Below are 19,189 nucleotides of genomic sequence, written 5' to 3'. Positions count from 1 at the left end.
GGCCGGGTGGACGCCACGCAGGAGCAGACGGACGTCGAGTCGTTCGCCGCGCTCGAGCCGTCCTCCGACGGCTTCCGCAACTACGTGGGCAAGGGGCACTGCGTGCGCCATCTCATCGGGGAGCTGCGGCGAAGCCGCATGCTCCAGGGGCGCGGGGAACTGCGCGACCAGCCCCCACCAACCCCCAGACGAAACACAACCCATCAGGGGCGCGGGGAACTGCGCAAACGGCTCAACCCGCCCGCACCGCCCGACAGCCCACACCCCACACCCCGCCACCCCCTTGACTGGCAGAAACTTTCCCGATATCCGTGTCGCTCGGAAGTAATTTTCATCCGCCCGCATCCAGAGCCCGTGCCCCGCCCCTCCCCCGGAAGGAGCGCAAGTGCACCACCGCCACTCCAGCAAGGGTTTCTCCAGACGCACCCTGCTCGCCGCCACCGCGACCGCCGCGGCCACCGCGGCCACCGCGGCCACCGCGGCCACCGCGGCCACCGCAGGCCTGAGCGCCGCCCCCGCCCAGGCCGCCCGCCCCACCCCCGACGCGGCCCTGAAGAAGATCATCTCCGGGATGACCCTGGAGGAGAAGGTCGGCCAGCTCTTCGTGATGCGGGTGTACGGCCACTCCGCGACCGACCCCGACCAGGCCGACATCGACGCCAACCTCAAGGAGATCGGTGTCCGCACCGCGGCCGAGCTGATCTCCACGTACAAGCTCGGCGGCATCATCTACTTCGCCTGGGCGCACAACGTCCGCGACCCGCACCAGATCGCGGACCTCAGCAACGGCATCCAGACCGCGGGCCGCGCCCAGCCCTCCCGCATCCCGCTGCTGGTCGCCACGGACCAGGAGCACGGCATAGTCGCCCGGGTCGGCAAGCCCGCCACCCTGCTGCCCGGCGCGATGGCGCTCGGCGCGGGCGGCTCCCGCTCGGACGCGCGCCACGCCGCGGCGATCGCCGGCGCCGAACTGCGCGCGCTCGGCATCAATCAGGACTACGCCCCCGACGCGGACGTCAACATCAACCCGGCCAACCCCGTCATCGGCGTCCGCTCCTTCGGCGCGGACCCGGCCGCGGTGGCCCGGCTGGCCGCCGCGCAGGTCCAGGGGTACCAGTCGGCCGGCATCGCCTCGACCGCCAAGCACTTCCCCGGCCACGGCGACACGGCGACCGACAGCCACACCGGACTGCCGGTCATCACGCACACCCGCGAGGAGTGGGAGCGCCTCGACGCGCCGTCGTTCAAGGCGGTGATCGCCGCCGGCATCGACTCGATCATGACGGCCCACCTGGTCGTGCCGGCCCTGGACCCGGCGGAGGACCCGGCGACCCTCTCGCACCCGATCCTCACCGGCATCCTGCGCGAGAAGCTCGGCTACGACGGCGTCGTGATCACCGACTCGCTGGGCATGGAGGGCGTGCGCACCAAGTACGGCGACGACCGCGTCCCGGTGCTCGCCCTGAAGGCCGGCGTCGACCAGCTGCTCAACCCGCCGGACCTGGCCACCGCGTGGAACGGCGTGCTGTCGGCGGTCCGCGGCGGGGAGCTGACCGAGGAGCGCCTGGACGTCTCGCTCCTGCGCATCCTGCGGCTCAAGGCCAGGCTGGGCCTCTTCAAGGACCCGTACGTGACGCGGCGCGGCGTCGAGCACACGGTGGGCACCCGCGCCCATCTGGCCGCCGCCGACCGGATCGCCGAGCGCACGACGACGCTCCTGGTCGACAAGGACCGGCTGCTGCCGCTGAACCGGCGCACCCACAAGAACGTCCTGGTGCTCGGCGCCAACCCGGCCTCGCCCTCTCTCAGCGACGGTCCGCCGACCACCGTGCTCGGCGCGGCCCTGACCGAACTGGGCTTCTCCGCCACGGTCCTGGCCACCGGCACCGCGCCCGGCCAGGCGGTCATCGCGCAGGCGGTGGCGGCGGCCGCGGGCAAGGACGCCGTGCTCGTCGGCACGTACAACGTCACCGCGGGCAGCGCCCAGCAGGCCCTGGTGAACGCCGTCGCGGCGACGGGCGTGCCGGTCGTCACCCTGTCCATGCGCAATCCGTACGACGTGGCCCACCTGTCCGCCGCGCGGGCCCACCTGGCCGCGTACTCCTGGATCGACGTCGAACTGCGGGCGGCGGTACGGGTGCTGGCGGGGCGGGCCGCGCCGCGCGGCAGGCTGCCGGTGCCGGTGCAGAAGGCCGAGGACCCGGCGCAGGTCCTCTACCCGATCGGCTACGGCCTGCGGTACTGACCGGACAGGAAGAAGGGGGCCGCGTGAGCGGCCCCCTTCCTTCACTGCGTCCGCCGTTACGGGCGGAGCGTGAACGTCCGGGCTTCCTCGACGCGGTCGAGCTTCGCGTCGTGCGGCGCCTTGGCCGTCGTACCGGACAGGCCCGCCCACGCGAGGATGCGCTGGGTGGCGAGCGTCTTGTTGCCGGCCTCCAGGCCCGCGACGTTGGCGCCGTGGTTGGCGTGCGGCGCCGTCAGGACGTAGCTGTCCCGGGCCCCGGCACCGACGCGGAAGCGCTCGGCGCCCCACGGGTCGTTGTCGCCGTAGACGTAGAGCATGCGCGTGGCGTGGTGGCGCACCCACGTGTCGACGTCACGCATCACGTGCTTCTGGAACCTCATCGGGATGGAGCTGGGGACGAAGTTGCGCGGCGGCTGGTAGCCGTAGCGCGAGAGCTTGCCCAGCCACGGCTGCGTGATGTCGGGCGAGCCGAGCTGCGTGCCCGCCTGGTAGTAGTACGGCGTGTACTGCTCCAGGCCCTGGTCGGCGTAGGAGGACCAGCCGCCGACCGCGTCGACGTAGTCGAAGAGCGCCTGGTCGGTGACGGTCTTCGCGTCGGGCACGGCCGCGCAGGCCGACTCGGGCTGGTACTGCCAGAAGCCCCACACGAGGTCGAGGACGGTCGCCTCGTACGCCTTGTCGAGCGAGCCCACCGTGTTCACGGTGTAGTCGTTGGCGGCGAGGTACTCCTTGTACTTCTTCTCCAGCGCGGTGCGGCGCACGAGGGTCTCGCGCTGCACCTGCTGCAGGGCGACCCGGCAGTCCTTCGGGCCGACGTTCGCGAGGAAGCGGTCGTAGGCCGAGTCCTCGTCGTTGACGACGTCGTTCGGGGCGACGTAGGCGACGACGCCGTCCATGTCGCGCGGGTAGAAGCGCTCGTAGTACGTGGCGGTCATGCCGCCCTTGGAGCCGCCGGTGGTCAGCCAGTTCGCGCCGTAGACCGGCTTGAGGGCCTGGTAGATGCGGTGCTGGTCGCTGGCGGCCTGCCAGATGTCGAGCTTGGACCAGTCGGCTGGCTGCGGCCGGGACGGGGTGAAGAAGCGGTACTCGACGGAGACCTGGTTGCCGTCCACGATGCGGGTCGGCTCGCTGCGCGAGGGGTTCGTCGAGACGTTGTAGCCGCTGGTGAACATGACCGTCGGGCGGCTGACGTCCTTGTGCAGCACGGTGATCCGCTGCTGGAACGTGCCCTTGGACGGGTGCCGGTGGTCGACCGGCTGGGTGTAGTTGAGGACGAAGTAGCGGTAGCCGTCGTACGGCTTCTCCTCGATGAGGCTCATGCCGGGTACGGCGAGGAGCCGGTCCTTGATGTCGGCGGTGGCCGGTGCGTCGGCCGGCCGGGCCGCCGCCGCGGTCGACATGCCGGCCGCGCTGACCGTGCCTATGAGCACCACGAGCGACAGCAGCCATCTGAGCGCTTTGCGCATACACCCTCCCCTGGAGTTACACAGATGCTCCGGAAACTATCGGAGCCGTCCGCGCACCACCAGGGGTACTCGGTGTCCGCTCAGTACGACATCGGGCACCGGATCAGCACAGAATCCACCCGGAACTGACCGATTTCGCTCCTACGCGCCCCTTCACCCGGACACAGCGGTGCCCGGCGTGCACCGTGACGGGACCGGCGTGGTGGGTGAAGCGGCCCGTGTCGGCGACGGCGCGGTTGCCGCGCGCCTGGACGCTGACCGTCATGGCCTGGCGGACGCCGGTGCGCTTGGCGAGGGTGACGGCGCAGACATAGCTGCCGCGCTTGTAGACGACGGTCCTGCCGGTGGCGAACGACAGGGTGCGGACCTGGTGACCGGCGCAGAGCGAGGCGGCCTGCGCGCCCCCGGCGCCCGGCCCCGCCACCACCAGCAGCGCGGCCGCGACCAGCCCGGCCAGCGCGAGGACGCCGGTCCGGCGCGGCCCCCCGGCGCCGCCCCGGGCACCGGCTATGTCGCCGTCCTCACCTCTTCGCACCGCAGTCCCTCCCGTCACATCGGCACCAGAGTACTGAGGGACGGACGCGCCGGACGCCCCGCGCGGTTGCACCCCGGCCCCGGCCACCCTCGCCCACCGGCCACCCGGGCGGGCCGCTCAGGCCGCGCCCGCGCCGACGTCCTCGCCCACGAACATCCGCCACAGCTGCGCGTACCGGCCGTCGAGGCGGAGCAGTTCGTCGTGCGTGCCGTCCTCGGCGACCCGGCCGTCGGCCATCACCACGACCCGGTCCGCGCGGGCCGCCGTCGTCAGGCGGTGGGCGACGACCAGCGTCGTGCGCTTGCCCGCGATCCGGTCGGTGGCCTGGTTGACCTGCGCCTCCGACGCGAGGTCGAGGGCGGCCGTCGCCTCGTCGAGCAGCAGGACGTCCGGGTCGACGAGTTCGGCGCGGGCCAGCGCGATCAGCTGGCGCTGCCCGGCGGAGAGGTTGCGGCCGCGCTCGGCGACCTCGTGCAGATAGCCGCCCTCCAGCGTCGCGATCATGTCGTGCGCGCCGACCGCCCGCGCCGCCGCCTCCACCTGCGCGTCGCTCGCGTCGGGCCGCCCGTAGGCGATGGCGTCGCGGACCGTGCCGGGGAAGAGGTACGCCTCCTGCGGGACGACGCCGAGCCGGTGCCGGTAGCTCGTCAGGTCCAGGTCGCGCAGGTCGGTGCCGTCGGCGGTGACCCGGCCGCCGGTCGGGTCGTAGAACCGGGCGACCAGCTTGACCAGCGTCGACTTGCCCGCGCCGGTCTCGCCGACGAACGCGACGGTCTGCCCGGCGGGGATGCGCAGCGTCACGCCGCGCAGCGCCGCCTCGTCCGTGCCGTACGCGAAGTCGACGTCCTCGAAGGCGATCTCACCGCGCAGGGAGAGCACGTCGAGCGGCTCGCGGGCGCTCTTGGTGGAGGTCGGCTCGCGCAGCAGCTCCTGGATGCGGCCGAGCGAGACGGTCGCCTGCTGGTAGCCGTCGAAGACCTGCGAGAGCTGCTGGACGGGGGCGAAGAACAGGTCGATGTAGAGGAGGTAGGCGACGAGCGCCCCGGTCGTCAGGGTGCCCGCGTCGATCCGGTGCGCGCCCACCATGAGCACGGCGGCGGCCGCCACCGACGCCAGGAGCTGCACGAAGGGGAAGTAGACCGAGATCAGCCACTGGCCGCGGATGCGGGCCTTGCGGTAGGCCTGGCTGCCCGCCGCGAACCGCTCGGCGCCGTCCTTCTCGCGCCGGAACGCCTGCACGATCCGCAGCCCGGCGACCGACTCCTGGAGGTCGGCGTTGACGACGGAGACCCGCTCGCGCGCCAGTTCGTACGCCTTCACGCTGGAGCGGCGGAAGAAGAACGTGCCGACGATCAGCGGCGGCAGCGTCGCGAAGACGACGAGCGCGAGCTGCACGTCGATGACGAGCAGCGTGACCATGATGCCGAAGAACGTGACGACGGAGACGAACGCGGTGACCAGACCGGTCTGCAGGAACGTCGACAGGGCGTCCACGTCGGTCGTCATCCGGGTCATGATCCGCCCGGTCAGCTCCCGCTCGTAGTAGTCGAGGCCGAGCCGCTGGAGCTGGGAGAAGATCTTCAGCCGCAGCGAGTACAGGACCCGCTCGCCGGTGCGTCCCGTCATCCGGGTCTCGCCGATCTGCGCGGCCCACTGCACGGCCACGGCGAGCAGGGCGAGCGCCGCGGCCGTCCACACGGCGCCGAGCGCGAGCCGCGAGACGCCGTCGTCGATGCCGTGCCGGATGAGGATCGGCAGGAGCAGGCCCACGCCCGCGTCCACGGCGACGAGCGCGAGGCTGACCAGCAGCGGCCGCCCGAACCCGCCCAGCAGCCTGCGCAGCCCGTAGGACTCCTCGGGGGTGACGGCCCGCGCCTCGTCGATGGCGGGGACGTCGGTGGCGGGCGGCAGCGCGTCGACCTGTGCGAGCAGCTCGGGTGTCGCGGGCATCCCGGACAGCGCGGTGTCCTTGGGCTCGCGGTCGCCCGTCCACAGCCTGGGGGTGACGCCCCGCTCGGCGTCGAACTCGGCGTCCAGCTCGTCGCGGACGGAGGTGTCCGTGTTCTCGCGGGGCCCGGCGGCGGGCAGGGCGTGGCCGGGCGAGACGCCGCCCAGCTCGTCCGGGTCGGTCAGCAGCCGCCGGTAGAGCGCGCTGTCCCGCTCCAGCTCCTCGTGCGTGCCGAGGGCGGCGAGGCGGCCGCCGTCGAGCACGGCGATGCGGTCGGCGAGGCCGAGGGTGGAGCGGCGGTGGGCGATGAGCAGGGTGGTGCGGCCCGCCATGACGCCGCGCAGCGCCTCGTGGATCTCGTGCTCCACGCGCGCGTCGACGGCGGACGTGGCGTCGTCCAGGACGAGCAGCCGCGGGTCGGTGAGGATGGCGCGGGCCAGGGCGAGGCGCTGGCGCTGGCCGCCGGAGAGCGTGAGCCCGTGCTCGCCGACCACGGTGTCGTACCCGTCGGGCAGCTCGGCGATGAACCGGTCGGCCTGGGCGGCGCGCACCGCGGCCTCGATCTGCTCGTCGGTGGCGTCGGGGGCGCCGTAGGCGAGGTTGGCGCGCACGGTGTCGGAGAAGAGGAAGGAGTCCTCGGGCACCAGGCCGATCGCGCCGCGCAGCGAGTCCAGGGTCAGCTCGCGCACGTCGTGGCCGCCGACGAGGACCGCGCCGCGCTCGACGTCGTAGAAGCGGGGCAGCAGCAGCGAGACGGTGGACTTGCCGGAGCCGGAGGAGCCGACGACGGCGAGGGTCTCGCCCGCCCGGATCTCGAAGGAGAGCCCGTCGAGGACGGCCCGGTCGCTGCCCGCGTAGCCGAAGGAGACGGAGTCGAACTCGACGGTCGCGGGGGCGTCGGCGGGCAGTTCCTTCGTGCCGTCCTGGAGGGAGGGCTCGGTGTCGATGAGTTCGAGGACGCGCTCGACGCCGGCCCGGGCCTGCTGGCCGACGGTGAGCACCATGGCGAGCATCCGGACCGGGCCGACGAGCTGGGCGAGGTAGGAGGAGAACGCGACGAAGGTGCCGAGCGTGATCTGTCCGCGCACCGCGAGCCAGCCGCCGAGGGCGAGCATGGCGACCTGGCCGAGCGCGGGCACGGCCTGGAGGGCGGGGGTGAACTTCGAGTTCAGCCGGATGGTGCGCAGCCGCCCGGCGAAAAGGCGCCGCCCGACCTCGCGCAGCTTCCCGGTCTCCTGGTCCTCCTGCCCGAAGCCCTTGACGACGCGGACGCCGCTGACGGCGCCGTCCACGACCCCGGCGACGGCGGCGGCCTGCGCCTGCGCGTACCAGGTGGCGGGGTGCAGCCGGGAGCGGCTGCGCCGGGCGATGTACCAGAGGGCGGGGGCGACGGCGAGCGCGACGAGGGTCAGCGGCAGCGAGAGCCACGCCATGATCACCAGGGAGATGACGAAGAGCAGGATGTTCCCGATCGTCATCGGGAGCATGAACAGCAGGCCCTGGATGAGCTGGAGGTCACTGGTGGCGCGGCCGACGACCTGCCCGGTGGACAGCTCGTCCTGGCGGCGGCCGTCGAGCCGGGTGATCGTCGTGTACATCTCGGTGCGCAGGTCGTGCTGGACGTCCAGAGCGAGCCGGCCGCCGTAGTAGCGGCGGATGTAGGTGAGCGCGTACACGACGACGGCGGCGCCGACGAGCACGCCCGCCCACGACCCCATGGACCGCGAGTGGTCGCCGATGACGTCGTCGATGATGACCTTGGTGATCAGCGGTACGAGCGCCATGACGGCCATGCCGCCGAGCGAGGCGCCCAGCGCGAGCAGCACGTCCTTGGGGTACCGCCACGCGTACCCCGCGAGCCTGCGCGCCCAGCCCCGTTTCTCCGCCACTCCGCTGCCTCTCGCCGTACCGCTCGTCCTGACCTGCCGAAGGGCCAACGCGAGGGGGTACGGATTTCATCCCGTCGCAACAATCGGATCCGTCGTGGCGCCATCCACAGGTGGCACCCAGCTTCGGCACAGCCCGCGCCCACACCGCACCGGCACCGTGCACGGGTGACCACCGCGACCGAATCCCATCCCCACGCCCCCGTCCCGCCGCCGCCCGCGGCCCCGCCGACGGCGCACCGCGCACCACGCTGGTCGCTGCCGGCGCTCCTCGCGGTCCTCGCGCTCGCCGCGGCGCTGTACGCCTGGAACCTCTCCTCCTCCGGCCTCAACAGCTTCTACAGCGCCGCCGTCTACAGCGGTACGCAGAGCTGGAAGGCGTGGTTCTTCGGCTCCATCGACGCGGGCAACTTCCTGACGGTGGACAAGCCGCCGTTCGCGCTCATGGTGATGGGCCTGTCCTGCCGGATCCTCGGCTTCGGCACCTGGCAGATGATGCTGCCGCAGGTCGGCGCCGCCCTCGGCACGATCTGGATCCTGCACGCGTCCGTGAAACGGGTGTGGGGCCACGCGGCGGCGGCGCTGACCGCGCTGGTCCTCGCGCTCACCCCGATCACGGTCGCCATCAACCGCGACAACAACCCGGACACCCTCCTGGTCCTGCTGATGGTGGGCGGCGCGGCGCTCGCGCTGCGCGCCACCCGCAACGGCACGCTGCCCGCGCTGCTCGCCGCCGCGGTCTGCTTCGGCCTGGCGTTCGACACGAAGATGCTCCAGGGCTACATCGCGCTCCCCGCGGTCTTCGCCGTGTACCTGTACGCCTGCCCCCTGGGGTGGCTGCGGAAGGTCCGCGACCTGGCGCTCGCCGCCGTGGTGCTGGCGGTCTCCAGCCTCTGGTGGGCGGCGGCCGTCTCGCTGACCCCGGCGAACGAGCGCCCCTACATCGGCGGTTCGACGGACGGCTCCGCCTGGGACCTGATCCTGGGCTACAACGGCCTGGGCCGGGTCCTGGGCGGCGAGGGCAACGGCGGCGGCGGTGGGACGGGCGGCGGCGGCTTCTCCGGCGCCGCCGGGCCCGGCCGCCTCTTCAACGACACCCTCGGCGGCCAGATCTCCTGGCTGATCCCGTTCGCGGCGATCGCCGTGGCCGGCGGGCTCGTGCTGCGCGGCCGCGCCCCGCGCACCGACCCGGTCCGCGCCGCGCTGGTGCTGTGGGGCGGCTGGCTGGTGCTGCACTACGGCACGTTCGCGACGGCCGAGGGCACCATGCACCCGTACTACACGACGGCGGTCGCCCCCGGTGTCGCGGCGCTCTGCGGAGGCGGCGGCGTGATGCTGCTGCGTGCCTTCCGCACGGACCGGCGGTGGGCGTGGGTGCTGCCGGTGGCGCTCGGCGCGACGGGGGTCTGGGCGGTGGTGCTGCTACGACGGGCCGCCGGCTGGAACGGGTGGCTGTGGCCGGTGGTCGCGCTCGTCATGGCTGCCGCCATCGCCGGCCTGCTCGTCTTCCGTACGGCGTCGGGTCCGCGGCTGAGGTTCTTCGCGGCGGCGCTGGCGGCGGCGGTCGTCGCGTCGGTGGCGGGCCCGGCCGCGTACGCCGGGGCCACCGCGTTCTCCTCCGGCGGGGCCGGGGGCGGCATGGGCGGTTCGAACCCGACGGCCGGGCCCGCGACGGGCGGCGGCCTGGGCGGCCCCGGCGGTGGCCGGCCCGGCGGGGGTGGGTTCCCCGGCGGCGGACAACAGGAGCAGGGGGCGGACCAGGGCGGCATGCCGGGCCGGCGCGGCGGCAGCGGCGGCTTCCCGGGCGGCGGGGAGGGTGGCGCCACGCCCCCGGACGGCGAGAGCGGCGGCGGCTTTGCCGGTGGCGGCGAAATGCCTGGCGGCGGCGGGCAGGGCGGCCCGGTGGGCTCCCAGGAGAGCGGCTCCGAACAGGGTGGCGCCCAGGAAGGCGGCTCCCGGCCGGGCGGCTTTGGGCGCTCCGGCGGCGGCATGCGCGGCGGCGGCATGGGCGGCAGTGTCGACAGCGACCTGGTCGCGTACCTGGAGAAGCACCAGGACGGCGCCACGTGGCTGCTCGCGGTCGCGAACTCGCAGTCCGCGGCGCAGCTCATCCTCAGCACCAAGAAGCCCGTCATCTCGATGTACGGCTTCACCGGCTCCGACAAGGGCATGACCGTGGCCAAGCTCAAGAAGCTGGTGGAGAGCGGCCAGTTGCACTACATCCAGGTCGGCGAGGGCGGCATGGGCGGCGGTAGGGGCGGTGGCGACGACGCGTCCGCCGCGGTCACCGCCTGGGTGAAGAAGCACGGCACGGCGGTGAAGGAGAGCACGTACAGCAAGACGGCGTCCGCCGGCAGCGACGAGGAGAGCGGTGCGTCCGCGTCGAGCGGCTCCGCGTCGGTCTACCGCCTCGACGCGTCCGACGTGAACTGACCCAACCCGTAACTCCCGCACACAAAACGGCCCCTGACGCTACGTCAGGGGCCGTTTCCGACACAGAACCGACGCCCGGCATTCACCCAATCTCTACGTGTCCATGCCACGCTCCCGTCTACCCAGTCAACCCGCGTAGAACGGACGGACACCCCCCATGCCCGGAACGCGCATACGCACCCTCGCCCTCACGGCCGCGGGTCTGCTCGCCGCCGTCACCCTCCCCACGGCCACCGCGGGCCCGGCCTCCGCGACCACGACCGCGTACGACTCCACGTACTACAAGAACGCGATCGGCAAGAGCGGCGCGAGCCTCAAGTCCTCGCTGCACACGATCATCAGCAGCCAGACCAAGATCTCGTACTCCGCCGTCTGGAACGCGCTCAAGGTCACCGACCAGGACCCGAACAACAGCAACAACGTGATCCTGCTGTACAGCGGCGTCTCGCGGGCCAAGTCCCTCAACGGCGGCGACGTCGGCGACTGGAACCGCGAGCACACCTGGGCCAAGTCCCACGGCGACTTCGGCGAGGTGACCGGCCCGGGCACGGACCTGCACCACCTGCGCCCCGCGGACGTCCAGGTCAACGGCGTCCGCGGCAACAAGGACTTCGACAACGGCGGCAGTTCCGTCACGGGCGGCGGGGGCAGCCTCACCGACTCCGACTCCTTCGAGCCGCGCGACGCCGACAAGGGCGACGTGGCCCGGATGATCCTCTACATGGCGGTGCGCTACGACGGCGGCGACGGCTTCGCCGACCTGGAGCCCAACGAGAAGGTCGACAACGGCAGCGCGGCCTACATCGGCAAGCTCTCCGTGCTGAAGCAGTGGAGCGACGAGGACCCGCCCAGCGCCTTCGAGGAGAAGCGCAACCAGGTCATCTACGACACCTACCAGCACAACCGCAACCCGTTCATCGACCACCCGGAGTGGGTCGAGTCGATCTGGTAGGCGCTAGCTCGGCGCGAACATCCGCAGCACGGCCGGGAGGACCACGACGCGCGGGCCCGGTGCGGCCAGCGCCACCGCCAGGTCCTCCCGCAGCGACTCCGGTGACGTCCGGACGGCGGGCACCCCGAACGACTCGGCCAGGGCCACGAAGTCCGGCCGGGTCAGTTCGGTGCCCTCGGTCGCGCCGAAGGTCTCCGTCATGTACTCGCGCAGGATGCCGTAGCCGCCGTCGTCGACGATCAGCCAGGTCACGTTCAGCGACTCCTGCCGCGCCGTGGCGAGTTCCGCGATCGAGTACAGGGCGCCGCCGTCGCCGGAGACCGCGAGGACCGGGGTCGTCGGATCAGCCGTCGCGGCGCCGAGCGCGGCCGGGTAGGCGTAGCCGAGGCCGCCCGCGCCCTGCGCGGAGTGCAGCGCGCCGGGCCAGGCCGCCCAGGCCCAGTAGGACAGGATCGTCATGTCCCAGAAGGACGGCGCGCGGGGCGGCAGCGCGGCGCGTACGGCCGCCAGCACCTGTTGTTCCAGGGCGCGTTCCTGGCCGTCGACGCGCTCGCGCACGGCCGCCAGGACCTGGGCCACGCGGCCCGGCGCCTTCTCGTCCGGGCGTTCCCCGACCGTCTCCAGGAGCGCCTGGAGCGCGAGGCGGGCGTCGGCGTGGATGCCGAGCGCGGGATGGTTGGACTCCAGCTTGCCCGCGTCCGCCTCGATCTGGATCACCCGGCCGCGCGGCGCGAACGTGTGGTAGTTCGAGGACAGTTCACCGAGCCCGGAGCCGACCACGAGCAGGACATCCGCGTCCGCCAGGAAGTCCGTCACGTGCCGGTCCTCCATCCAGGACCGGAGGGAGAGCGGGTGCTCCCAGGGGAAGGCGCCCTTGCCGCCGTACGTGCACACGACCGGCGCGGAGACCTTCTCGGCGAGCGCCCGCAGCTTGCCCGCCGCGTCGGCGCGCACGACCCCGCCGCCCGCGATGATCGCGGGGCGCTCGGCGCGGGCGAGCAGGTCGGCCGCCACGGCGGTGAGTTCGGGCGCCGGCGCCAGTTCGTGCGGGAACGCGTCCGCCGCCGACAGGACGGGCAGCGTCGCCGGGGCGAGCAGCACGTCCTGCGGGATCTCCACGTAGACCGGGCCGTGCGGCACGCTCAGCGCCGACTCCCAGGCCGCGGCGATCGCGGACGGGATCTGGGACTGCGTGCGGACCGGGTGGACCGACTTCACCACGTCACGGAAGGCCGCCGGCTGGTCCGTCAGCTCGTGCAGGTGGCCCCGGCGGCCGCCACCGAGCCCCGCCACCGGCACCTGGCTCGCCACCACGAGCACCGGCGCCGAGGCCGCCGCCGCTTCCTGGAGCGCGGGCAGCGTCAGCAGGGCGCCGGGTCCGGTCGAGACGAAGAGCGGGGCGACCTCCCCGGTGACGCGCCCGTAGGCGTCCGCCGCGAAGGCCGCGTTCTGCTCCGTGCGCAGCCCCACGCACCGCAACGGGGCGCAGCGGCGCAGCGCGTCGAAGAGGCCGAGGGCGTGCTGGCCCGGCAGCCCGAAGACGGTGGACGCGCCGAGCCCGGCGAGCGCCTCCACGACGAGGTCGCCGCCCGTCCGCCCCGGCGGCGGGCTGAGCGCCGCCTCGGTCTGGCGGGGCGTGGGGCGCAGGACCAGGTCGTGGTCGTGAGTCATCGGGCGTGAACTCCTCAGGCCGGTCAGGAGAGCGTGGCTTCAGGAGGCCGTACGGGCCTCCGCGATCTGCCGGGACATGATCGTCGTCAGCTCGTACGCGGTGTGCGAGGCGGCGACGGCGGTGATCTCCGCGTGATCGTACGCGGGCGCCACCTCGACCACGTCGGCCGAGACGAGGTGGCAGGAGGCCAGGCCGCGCAGGATCTCGAGCAGCTCGCGGGAGGTCATGCCGCCCGCCTCCGGGGTGCCGGTGCCGGGCGCGTGGGCCGGGTCGAGGCAGTCGATGTCGATGGAGATGTACAGCGGCCGGTCGCCGATGCGCTGGCGCAGCTGGTCGGCGACCTCGTCGGCGCCGCGCCGGTAGATGTCGGCGGAGGTGACGATGCCGAAGCCCATCTTCTCGTCGTCGGTGAGGTCCTGCTTGCCGTAGAGCGGGCCGCGGGTGCCGACGTGGGAGAGGGCCGAGGTGTCGAGGATGCCCTCCTCCACCGCGCGGCGGAACGGCGTGCCGTGCGTGTACTCGGCCCCGAAGTACGTGTCCCACGTGTCGAGGTGCGCGTCGAAGTGGAGCAGGGCGACCGGGCCGTGCTTCTTCGCGACCGAGCGCAGCAGCGGCAGCGCGATGGTGTGGTCGCCGCCGAGCGTCATCAGGCGGGCGCCGGAGCCGAGCAGGTCGTCGGCGGCGGCCTCGATCGTCTCGACGGCCTCGTTGATGTTGAACGGGTTCGCGGCTATGTCGCCCGCGTCGGCGACCTGGGCGAGCGCGAACGGGGACGCGTCCTGCGCTGGGTTGTAGGGGCGCAGCAGCCGGGACGCCTCGCGGATCGCGTTGCCGCCGAAGCGGGCGCCGGGCCGGTAGGAGACGCCGGTGTCGAAGGGGACGCCGACCACGGCCACGTCCGCCGAGCCGACCTCGTCCAGGCGCGGCAGCCGGGCGAAGGTCGCGGGGCCCGCGTAGCGCGGGACGCGGGAGGAGTCGGTCGGGCCGACCGGGGTGCTCTGCTGCTCGCTGGTCATGGGGTGCCTTTCGGATGTGTACGAGAGAGGGAAGGGGGCGGGGTCCGGCGCGGGTCAGCCGCCGTACAGCTCGGGGCGGCGGTCGCCGAAGACGTCGTTGTGCGGGCCGAGCCGCTTGTCGCGGGCGCCCGCGAGGTCGCAGGCGGCGAGCAGCAGGGCGGGGCCGTCGGTGGGCGTGTGCCCGGCGAGCGGGAAGCCGTCCGGGTCGACGATGACGGAGCCGCCGGTCCAGCGGACGCCGCGCTCGTCCCCGGCGCGGTCGCAGGCGGCGACGTAGATCCGGTTGACGGCGGCGTCGGCCTGGACGCGGACGACCTCGCCGGGGCGCTCACCGGCCGGGCGCGGGAAGAGCGGCCAGTTGACGGGGGCGCAGAGCAGTTCGGTGCCGGCCAGGGCGGCGCGCCGGACCCACTCGGGGAACTCGACGTCGTAGCAGACCATGACGCCGACGCGGCCGACGCCCTCGATGTCGACGACGGGCGGCGCCGCGTCGCCGGGGACGAAGAAGTCCCGCTCGGTGCCGAAGAGGTGGACCTTGCGGTAGACGGCGCGCAGGGTGCCGGTGGGGTCGATGAGGACGGCGGAGTTGCGTACCCGTCCCTCCTCATCGAGTTCGGCGAGGCCCGCCACCAGCGTCACGCCGTGGCGGCGCGCGGCGGCGGCCCAGGCGGTGCCGGCCGGCCCGGTCACCGGCTCGGCGAGGGCGCGGGCCTCGGCGGCGTCCGCGAAGACGTAGCCGCTGTTGGCCAGCTCGGGCAGGACGACCACGCGTGCGCCCGCGTCGGCGGCGGCGGCGATCGCCTCCTCGGCGGCGGCCAGGTTCCCGGCCGTGTCGCCCACCGCGAGGGTGAGCTGCGCACAGGCCACGGTCGTCGTCACGCGTTCGCACCTTCCAGTTCGCTCTCGCTGGCCGCGACCGCCGCGCGCTCGGCGCCGTGGTCGAGCCCGCGGGTCAGGACGTAGTACAGGATGCCTCCGACCAGCAGTCCGACCACGAACGAGAGGTCGAATCCGCCGATCGCCTGTGCCAGTGGCCCGGTGAAGAACGAGGTGGTGAAGAACGGCACCATCGCGGCGAACCCGACGACGTACGCGGTCAGGCCCTGCCAGGACCAGCGGCCGTAGATGCCCTTCGGGTCGAAGATCGCGGTGATGGCGTAGTGGCCGCGGCGCACGCAGTAGAAGTCGACGAGGTTGACGGCCGTCCACGGGATGAGGAAGTACAGCATCATCAGGACCAAGTCGTTGAAGGAGCCGAGGTAGTCCTCGGGCAGCAGCAGCGCCACGACCAGGACGGCCAGCTCGATGACGACGATGCCGGTGACGCGCGAGCGCACGGTGGGGCGCACGGGGCGGAAGGCGTCGACCGCGCTCGTGGTCGTGAGCATCGCGCCGTACGCGTTCACGGCCATGATCGTGATGAGCGCGAGGGCGGAGACGACGACGGCGAAGGTGCCGAACCCGGGCAGGATGTCGTTGCCGACCTGGCGCAGACTCTCGATCGCGTCCGGCGCCCGCACCGAGGAGGCGAGCAGCGCGCCGAGCGACATCAGCCAGACCGCGGAGAGCGCGGCGCCGGCGTACGTCCACCAGATGACCTTGCGGGCCGAGACGTCCCGCGGCAGGTAGCGCGAGTAGTCGGAGACGTAGACGGCGTACGAGATCTGGTAGCCGGCCGCGCCGCAGAAGACGATCAGGAACGACGTCCAGGAGTGGCCGCCGCCCGCGGCGGAGACGTGGTGCGGGTGGAGCTGGACCAGCGCGCCCACCGTGATCACGCCGAACACCACGATGAGCACGTACGTCAGCCAGCGCTGGACCAGGTGGAGCAGGTCGTGGCCGACGACCGCGAGGACGACGGCGACCGCGATGAGGATGGCGTACCAGGCGCGGGCGCCGCCCGGCAGGACCGTGGTGAGGCCCTGCGCGGCGAGGACGACGTTGAAGACGTTGAAGCCGACGTAGACGAAGACGACCGCGGCGAACGGGACGACGGCGCCGCGGATGCCGAACTGGGCGCGCGACTGGATCATCTGCGGCAGGCCCATCCGCGGGCCCTGGTTGGCGTGGAACGCCATGAAGAACGTGCCGAAGCAGGCGCCGAGCGCGACGGCCGCCACCGACCACGCGAGGCTGAGCCCGAGCGAGGGGCCGATGAAGCCGGTGACCATCGTGGTGAGCACGAAGTTCCCGGTGAACCAGAACGGGCCCTGGTGCCAGACCTTGCCGTGGCGCTCGCGCACCGGCACGTAGTCGATGGACCGGACCTCGATCAGGCCCCGGCCGCCACCGCTGCCGTCGTGGACCGCTGTCTCGCCGGCTGTCGGAGCGCTCATCGCGGCTCCCCCTCACTGCTGTACGGGCCACGGGACTGCGGAACCGCGGCAGACGGAACGTAGTCCGCGCCGGACACCCGCTTCGATCGCCCGGTGGGCGAAGCCGGCCGGTGGCCATGGACATCATGTACATCGCCGGTCGGCGACACTGGTCCCATGGCGCTGCTCCTGTCCGACCTGGTCGGCCGCCCCGAACTGCACCTGTCCGTCGCCGCGTGCCCGGAGCACCTGGACCGGCCGGTGGTGGCCGCGCACGCCTCCGAGCTGGTGCGTCCGGGCCCCTGGCTCCAGGGCGGCGAGCTGCTCATGACGATCGGGCTGCTGCTGCCGATGGAGCCGGCCGCCTGCCGCGCCTACGTCGACGACGTCACGGCCGCCGGAGCGCACGCGCTGGCCCTCGGGCTCGGCCCGGACCTGCCGCACCAGCGGGCGCCCGAGCCGCTGGTGACGGCGGCGCGGGAGGCGGGGCTGCCGCTGCTGACGGTCGGGGCGCGGGTGCCGTTCATCGCCGTGACCAAGGCGGTGTTCGCGGCGCAGGCCGCCGAGCAGCGGGCCGCCGTGGAGCGCGCCTTCGAGACCCAGCGGCGGCTGACGGCGGCCGCCGCCGCGGGCGGCGGCCTCACCCCGACGCTCGACGCGTGGACCGCGGCCACCGGGGTGTACGCGCAGGTCACCGACGTCCTGGGCCGGACCGTCGCCGTCGGCGCGGACGGCCCGCGCGAACCCGACGCGGCCGGCGCCGCGCTGCTGCGGCGGGTCGCCGAGGGCGGGCTGCGCGCCAGCGCGGTCGCGCCCGGTCTGGAGGTGCAGCCGCTGGGGGCGCGCCGGCTGCGCGGCATGCTGCTCCTGACCGGCGGCGCGGGCCCGGACGCCCGGCTGCTGATCTCCGGCCTGGTCGCCCTGCTCTCCCTGGAGCTCGAGCGCCGCCACCTCGCCGACGAGCCCGAGCGGCGGCGCCGGGCCGAGCTCCTCGGCCGGCTCCTCGACGCCCGCGGCACCGCGGAGCAGGCCGCCGACGTGCTGGCGGGGGCGGGTCTCGTCGCGGACGCGGTCCGCGGCGTCGTGGTGGCGGCCGCCGGGGAGGAGGCCGCCCGGGAGATCGCCGCGGACCTGGCGCTGGCCGTGCCGGGCGGCCTCGTGCGCAGCCGGGGCGCGCTCGTGGAGGCGGTGGTCGGGTCCGGGCTCGACCCGGACGCGGCCCTGGCCCGCTTCGCCCCCGGCCGCCCGGCCGGCATCGGCTCCCCGATGCCGCCCACCGCGGCCCGCGCCTCACTGCGGGAGGCGGGCGGCCTGCTCGAACTCAGCCGCGCCGCCGGCCACCCGGTCCGGGCCCGCCACGACCGCTCCAGCGCCCTCCTGCTCGACCTCGGCGCCCCCACCGCCCTCACCGGATACGCGGACGCGCTCCTCGGCCCGCTCGACGCGGCGGACCCCACCGGGGCGCTGGCCCTGACCCTGGCGACCTGGCTGGACACCGGCAGCTCCTGGGACGAGACGGCCCGCCGGCTCGGCCTGCACCGGCACACCGTCCGCAACCGCCTGGACAAGGCCGCGCGGCTGACGGGCCGCCGCCTCGACGACGGCGACGACCGGTTCGACCTGTGGCTGGCGCTGCGGGCCCGGCGGGCGGCGCGGCGGGGCTGACCGGCCCGCGCCCGGGTCCGCGTCCCGGTCCACCTTGCGGAACCGATCAACGCCGCCGGGCGGCCCTGGGCACAATGGACCCATGCCGATACCCGGGATTCCCAGCGACAGTCCGACCCGTGCCGCCCTGATCGAGCACCTCGTCCGCACCCGCATCGCGGGCGAGGTGGCGACTCCCCGCGAGAACAACCTCTCGCACTACCGCAAGCTCGCGAACGGCGACCGGCACTACTGGCTGGGCCTGGAACTGGGCGACCGCTGGAGCGACGAGCAGGACGTGCTCGCGGTGATGGCCGAGCGCTGCGGCGTCGTCGACGACCCGGGCCACCGCTACGGGCAGGACACGATCGATCCGGAGCTGACCGTCGACGCGCTGGAGCGGATGGCGGCCCGCCTCGCCAAGGCGGCCGAGGACCGCCAGCGCGTGCTGCTGGCCACCGGGCACCCCGGCGGCCTCCTGGACGTGCACCGCGCGACGGCGACGGCGCTGCGGGCCGCGGGGTGCGAGATCGTGGTGATCCCCGAGGGCCTGGCCACCGAGGAGGGCATGGTCTTCCAGTTCGCCGACGTGGCGATGCTGGAGCGCGGCGCGACGCTGTGGCACACGCACGCGCCCGAGCCGATGACGCGGATCCTCGACGGCCTGGAGCGGGCCGGGCGCCCGCTGCCCGACCTGGTCGTCGCCGACCACGGCTGGGCGGGGTGCGCGGCCCAGCGCGGGCTCGACTCCGTCGGTTACGCGGACTGCAACGACCCGGCGCTCTTCCTCGGCGAGGCGGAGGGCACGATGCAGGTCACTGTGCCGCTGGATGACCATGTGACGAGCCCGCGCCACTACGATCCTCTGACGGCCTATCTGCTGGGTGCGGCGGGGTTGCTCGACTAGGGCGCTCGTGGTCGGCCGCGGGCCCGGTGAGAGCCGATCGCGCAGTTCCCCGCGCCCCTGGGGCATGCGGCTCCGCCGCATGCCCCAACGAGCCGCGCATGGAGTGGGCTTTCCGGCAGTCCAGGACGCAGGCCGGGCCCGAGCGGGCCGCCGAGCGCGAGAAGGTCACC

The 19,189-nt window shown here is 73.6% G+C and carries 12 protein-coding genes; 5 read left to right on the top strand and 7 right to left on the bottom strand.

Going from position 1 to position 19,189, the window contains the following annotated elements; genetic code table 11:
* Positions 1-385 precede the first annotated feature (385 nt).
* Positions 386-2,245: a glycoside hydrolase family 3 protein gene (locus tag ABZY33_RS33865; RefSeq protein WP_356495551.1), complete on the top strand. Its 1,860-nt coding sequence runs from the start codon at positions 386-388 to the stop codon at positions 2,243-2,245.
* Positions 2,246-2,301: 56 nt separating this feature from the next.
* Here the strand turns inward: ABZY33_RS33865 and ABZY33_RS33860 are convergent, their stop codons facing one another.
* From ABZY33_RS33860 to ABZY33_RS33850, 3 genes are all read right to left on the bottom strand, one after another.
* The gene (locus ABZY33_RS33860; RefSeq protein ID WP_356495550.1) at positions 2,302-3,711 is read right to left on the bottom strand and encodes a S28 family serine protease; all 1,410 of its coding nucleotides are present in this window, start codon (positions 3,709-3,711) and stop codon (positions 2,302-2,304) included.
* A gap of 103 nt (positions 3,712-3,814) precedes the next feature.
* Complete coding sequence (locus ABZY33_RS33855; RefSeq protein ID WP_356495552.1) at positions 3,815-4,168, bottom strand: hypothetical protein; 354 nt, start codon at positions 4,166-4,168, stop codon at positions 3,815-3,817.
* Between the two features lie 195 nt (positions 4,169-4,363).
* Positions 4,364-8,083, bottom strand: a complete 3,720-nt coding sequence (locus ABZY33_RS33850; RefSeq protein WP_356495549.1) for an ABC transporter ATP-binding protein — start codon at positions 8,081-8,083, stop codon at positions 4,364-4,366.
* A 165-nt stretch (positions 8,084-8,248) separates the two neighbouring features.
* On the opposite strand from ABZY33_RS33850, the gene ABZY33_RS33845 reads away from it, so the two are divergent.
* Together ABZY33_RS33845 and ABZY33_RS33840 are read left to right on the top strand one after the other, a co-directional pair.
* Positions 8,249-10,513: a glycosyltransferase family 39 protein gene (locus ABZY33_RS33845; protein WP_356495548.1), complete on the top strand. Its 2,265-nt coding sequence runs from the start codon at positions 8,249-8,251 to the stop codon at positions 10,511-10,513.
* A 157-nt stretch (positions 10,514-10,670) separates the two neighbouring features.
* Positions 10,671-11,465, top strand: coding sequence for an endonuclease (locus tag ABZY33_RS33840; protein WP_356495547.1), 795 nt, complete (start codon positions 10,671-10,673; stop codon positions 11,463-11,465).
* A 3-nt stretch (positions 11,466-11,468) separates the two neighbouring features.
* Here the strand turns inward: ABZY33_RS33840 and ABZY33_RS33835 are convergent, their stop codons facing one another.
* The 4 genes from ABZY33_RS33835 to ABZY33_RS33820 are packed head-to-tail and all read right to left on the bottom strand — an operon-like array spanning position 11,469 to position 16,489.
* Positions 11,469-13,136, bottom strand: coding sequence for a thiamine pyrophosphate-binding protein (locus ABZY33_RS33835; protein WP_356495546.1), 1,668 nt, complete (start codon positions 13,134-13,136; stop codon positions 11,469-11,471).
* Between the two features lie 39 nt (positions 13,137-13,175).
* Positions 13,176-14,153 carry an agmatinase gene (speB, locus tag ABZY33_RS33830; RefSeq protein WP_356495545.1) on the bottom strand — a complete coding sequence of 326 codons (978 nt, stop codon included), beginning with the start codon at positions 14,151-14,153 and terminating at the stop codon, positions 13,176-13,178.
* 54 nt (positions 14,154-14,207) lie between these two features.
* A complete protein-coding gene (locus tag ABZY33_RS33825; protein ID WP_356495544.1) occupies positions 14,208-15,032 on the bottom strand; it encodes a nitrilase-related carbon-nitrogen hydrolase in 825 nt (274 codons plus the stop codon).
* The gene (locus ABZY33_RS33820) at positions 15,029-16,489 is read right to left on the bottom strand and encodes a cytosine permease (RefSeq protein WP_356495543.1); all 1,461 of its coding nucleotides are present in this window, start codon (positions 16,487-16,489) and stop codon (positions 15,029-15,031) included. The genes ABZY33_RS33825 and ABZY33_RS33820 overlap by 4 nt, the downstream gene beginning before the upstream one ends.
* Positions 16,490-16,645: 156 nt before the next feature.
* On the opposite strand from ABZY33_RS33820, the gene ABZY33_RS33815 reads away from it, so the two are divergent.
* Together ABZY33_RS33815 and ABZY33_RS33810 are read left to right on the top strand one after the other, a co-directional pair.
* A complete protein-coding gene (locus tag ABZY33_RS33815) occupies positions 16,646-18,133 on the top strand; it encodes a PucR family transcriptional regulator ligand-binding domain-containing protein (RefSeq protein ID WP_356495542.1) in 1,488 nt (495 codons plus the stop codon).
* Positions 18,134-18,215: 82 nt separating this feature from the next.
* Positions 18,216-19,019: a phosphatase gene (locus ABZY33_RS33810; RefSeq protein ID WP_356495541.1), complete on the top strand. Its 804-nt coding sequence runs from the start codon at positions 18,216-18,218 to the stop codon at positions 19,017-19,019.
* The last annotated feature ends 170 nt before the right edge of the window (positions 19,020-19,189 follow it).

It is taken from the genome of Streptomyces sp. NPDC006552, assembly GCF_040611655.1.
In the GTDB taxonomy this organism is placed as follows: Bacteria; Actinomycetota; Actinomycetes; order Streptomycetales; family Streptomycetaceae; genus Streptomyces.
This window is presented reverse-complemented; position numbering and strand designations above follow the sequence as displayed.

Bases quoted from the DNA above. Each gene is read 5' to 3' on its own strand.
- ABZY33_RS33860 (WP_356495550.1), bottom strand. From the start codon at position 3,711: ATGCGCAAAGCGCTCAGATGGCTGCTGTCGCTCGTGGTGCTCATAGGC.
- ABZY33_RS33840 (WP_356495547.1), top strand. From the start codon at position 10,671: ATGCCCGGAACGCGCATACGCACCCTCGCCCTCACGGCCGCGGGTCTG.
- ABZY33_RS33835 (WP_356495546.1), bottom strand. From the start codon at position 13,136: ATGACTCACGACCACGACCTGGTCCTGCGCCCCACGCCCCGCCAGACC.
- speB (WP_356495545.1), bottom strand. From the start codon at position 14,153: ATGACCAGCGAGCAGCAGAGCACCCCGGTCGGCCCGACCGACTCCTCC.
- ABZY33_RS33820 (WP_356495543.1), bottom strand. From the start codon at position 16,489: ATGAGCGCTCCGACAGCCGGCGAGACAGCGGTCCACGACGGCAGCGGT.
- ABZY33_RS33815 (WP_356495542.1), top strand. From the start codon at position 16,646: ATGGCGCTGCTCCTGTCCGACCTGGTCGGCCGCCCCGAACTGCACCTG.
- ABZY33_RS33810 (WP_356495541.1), top strand. From the start codon at position 18,216: ATGCCGATACCCGGGATTCCCAGCGACAGTCCGACCCGTGCCGCCCTG.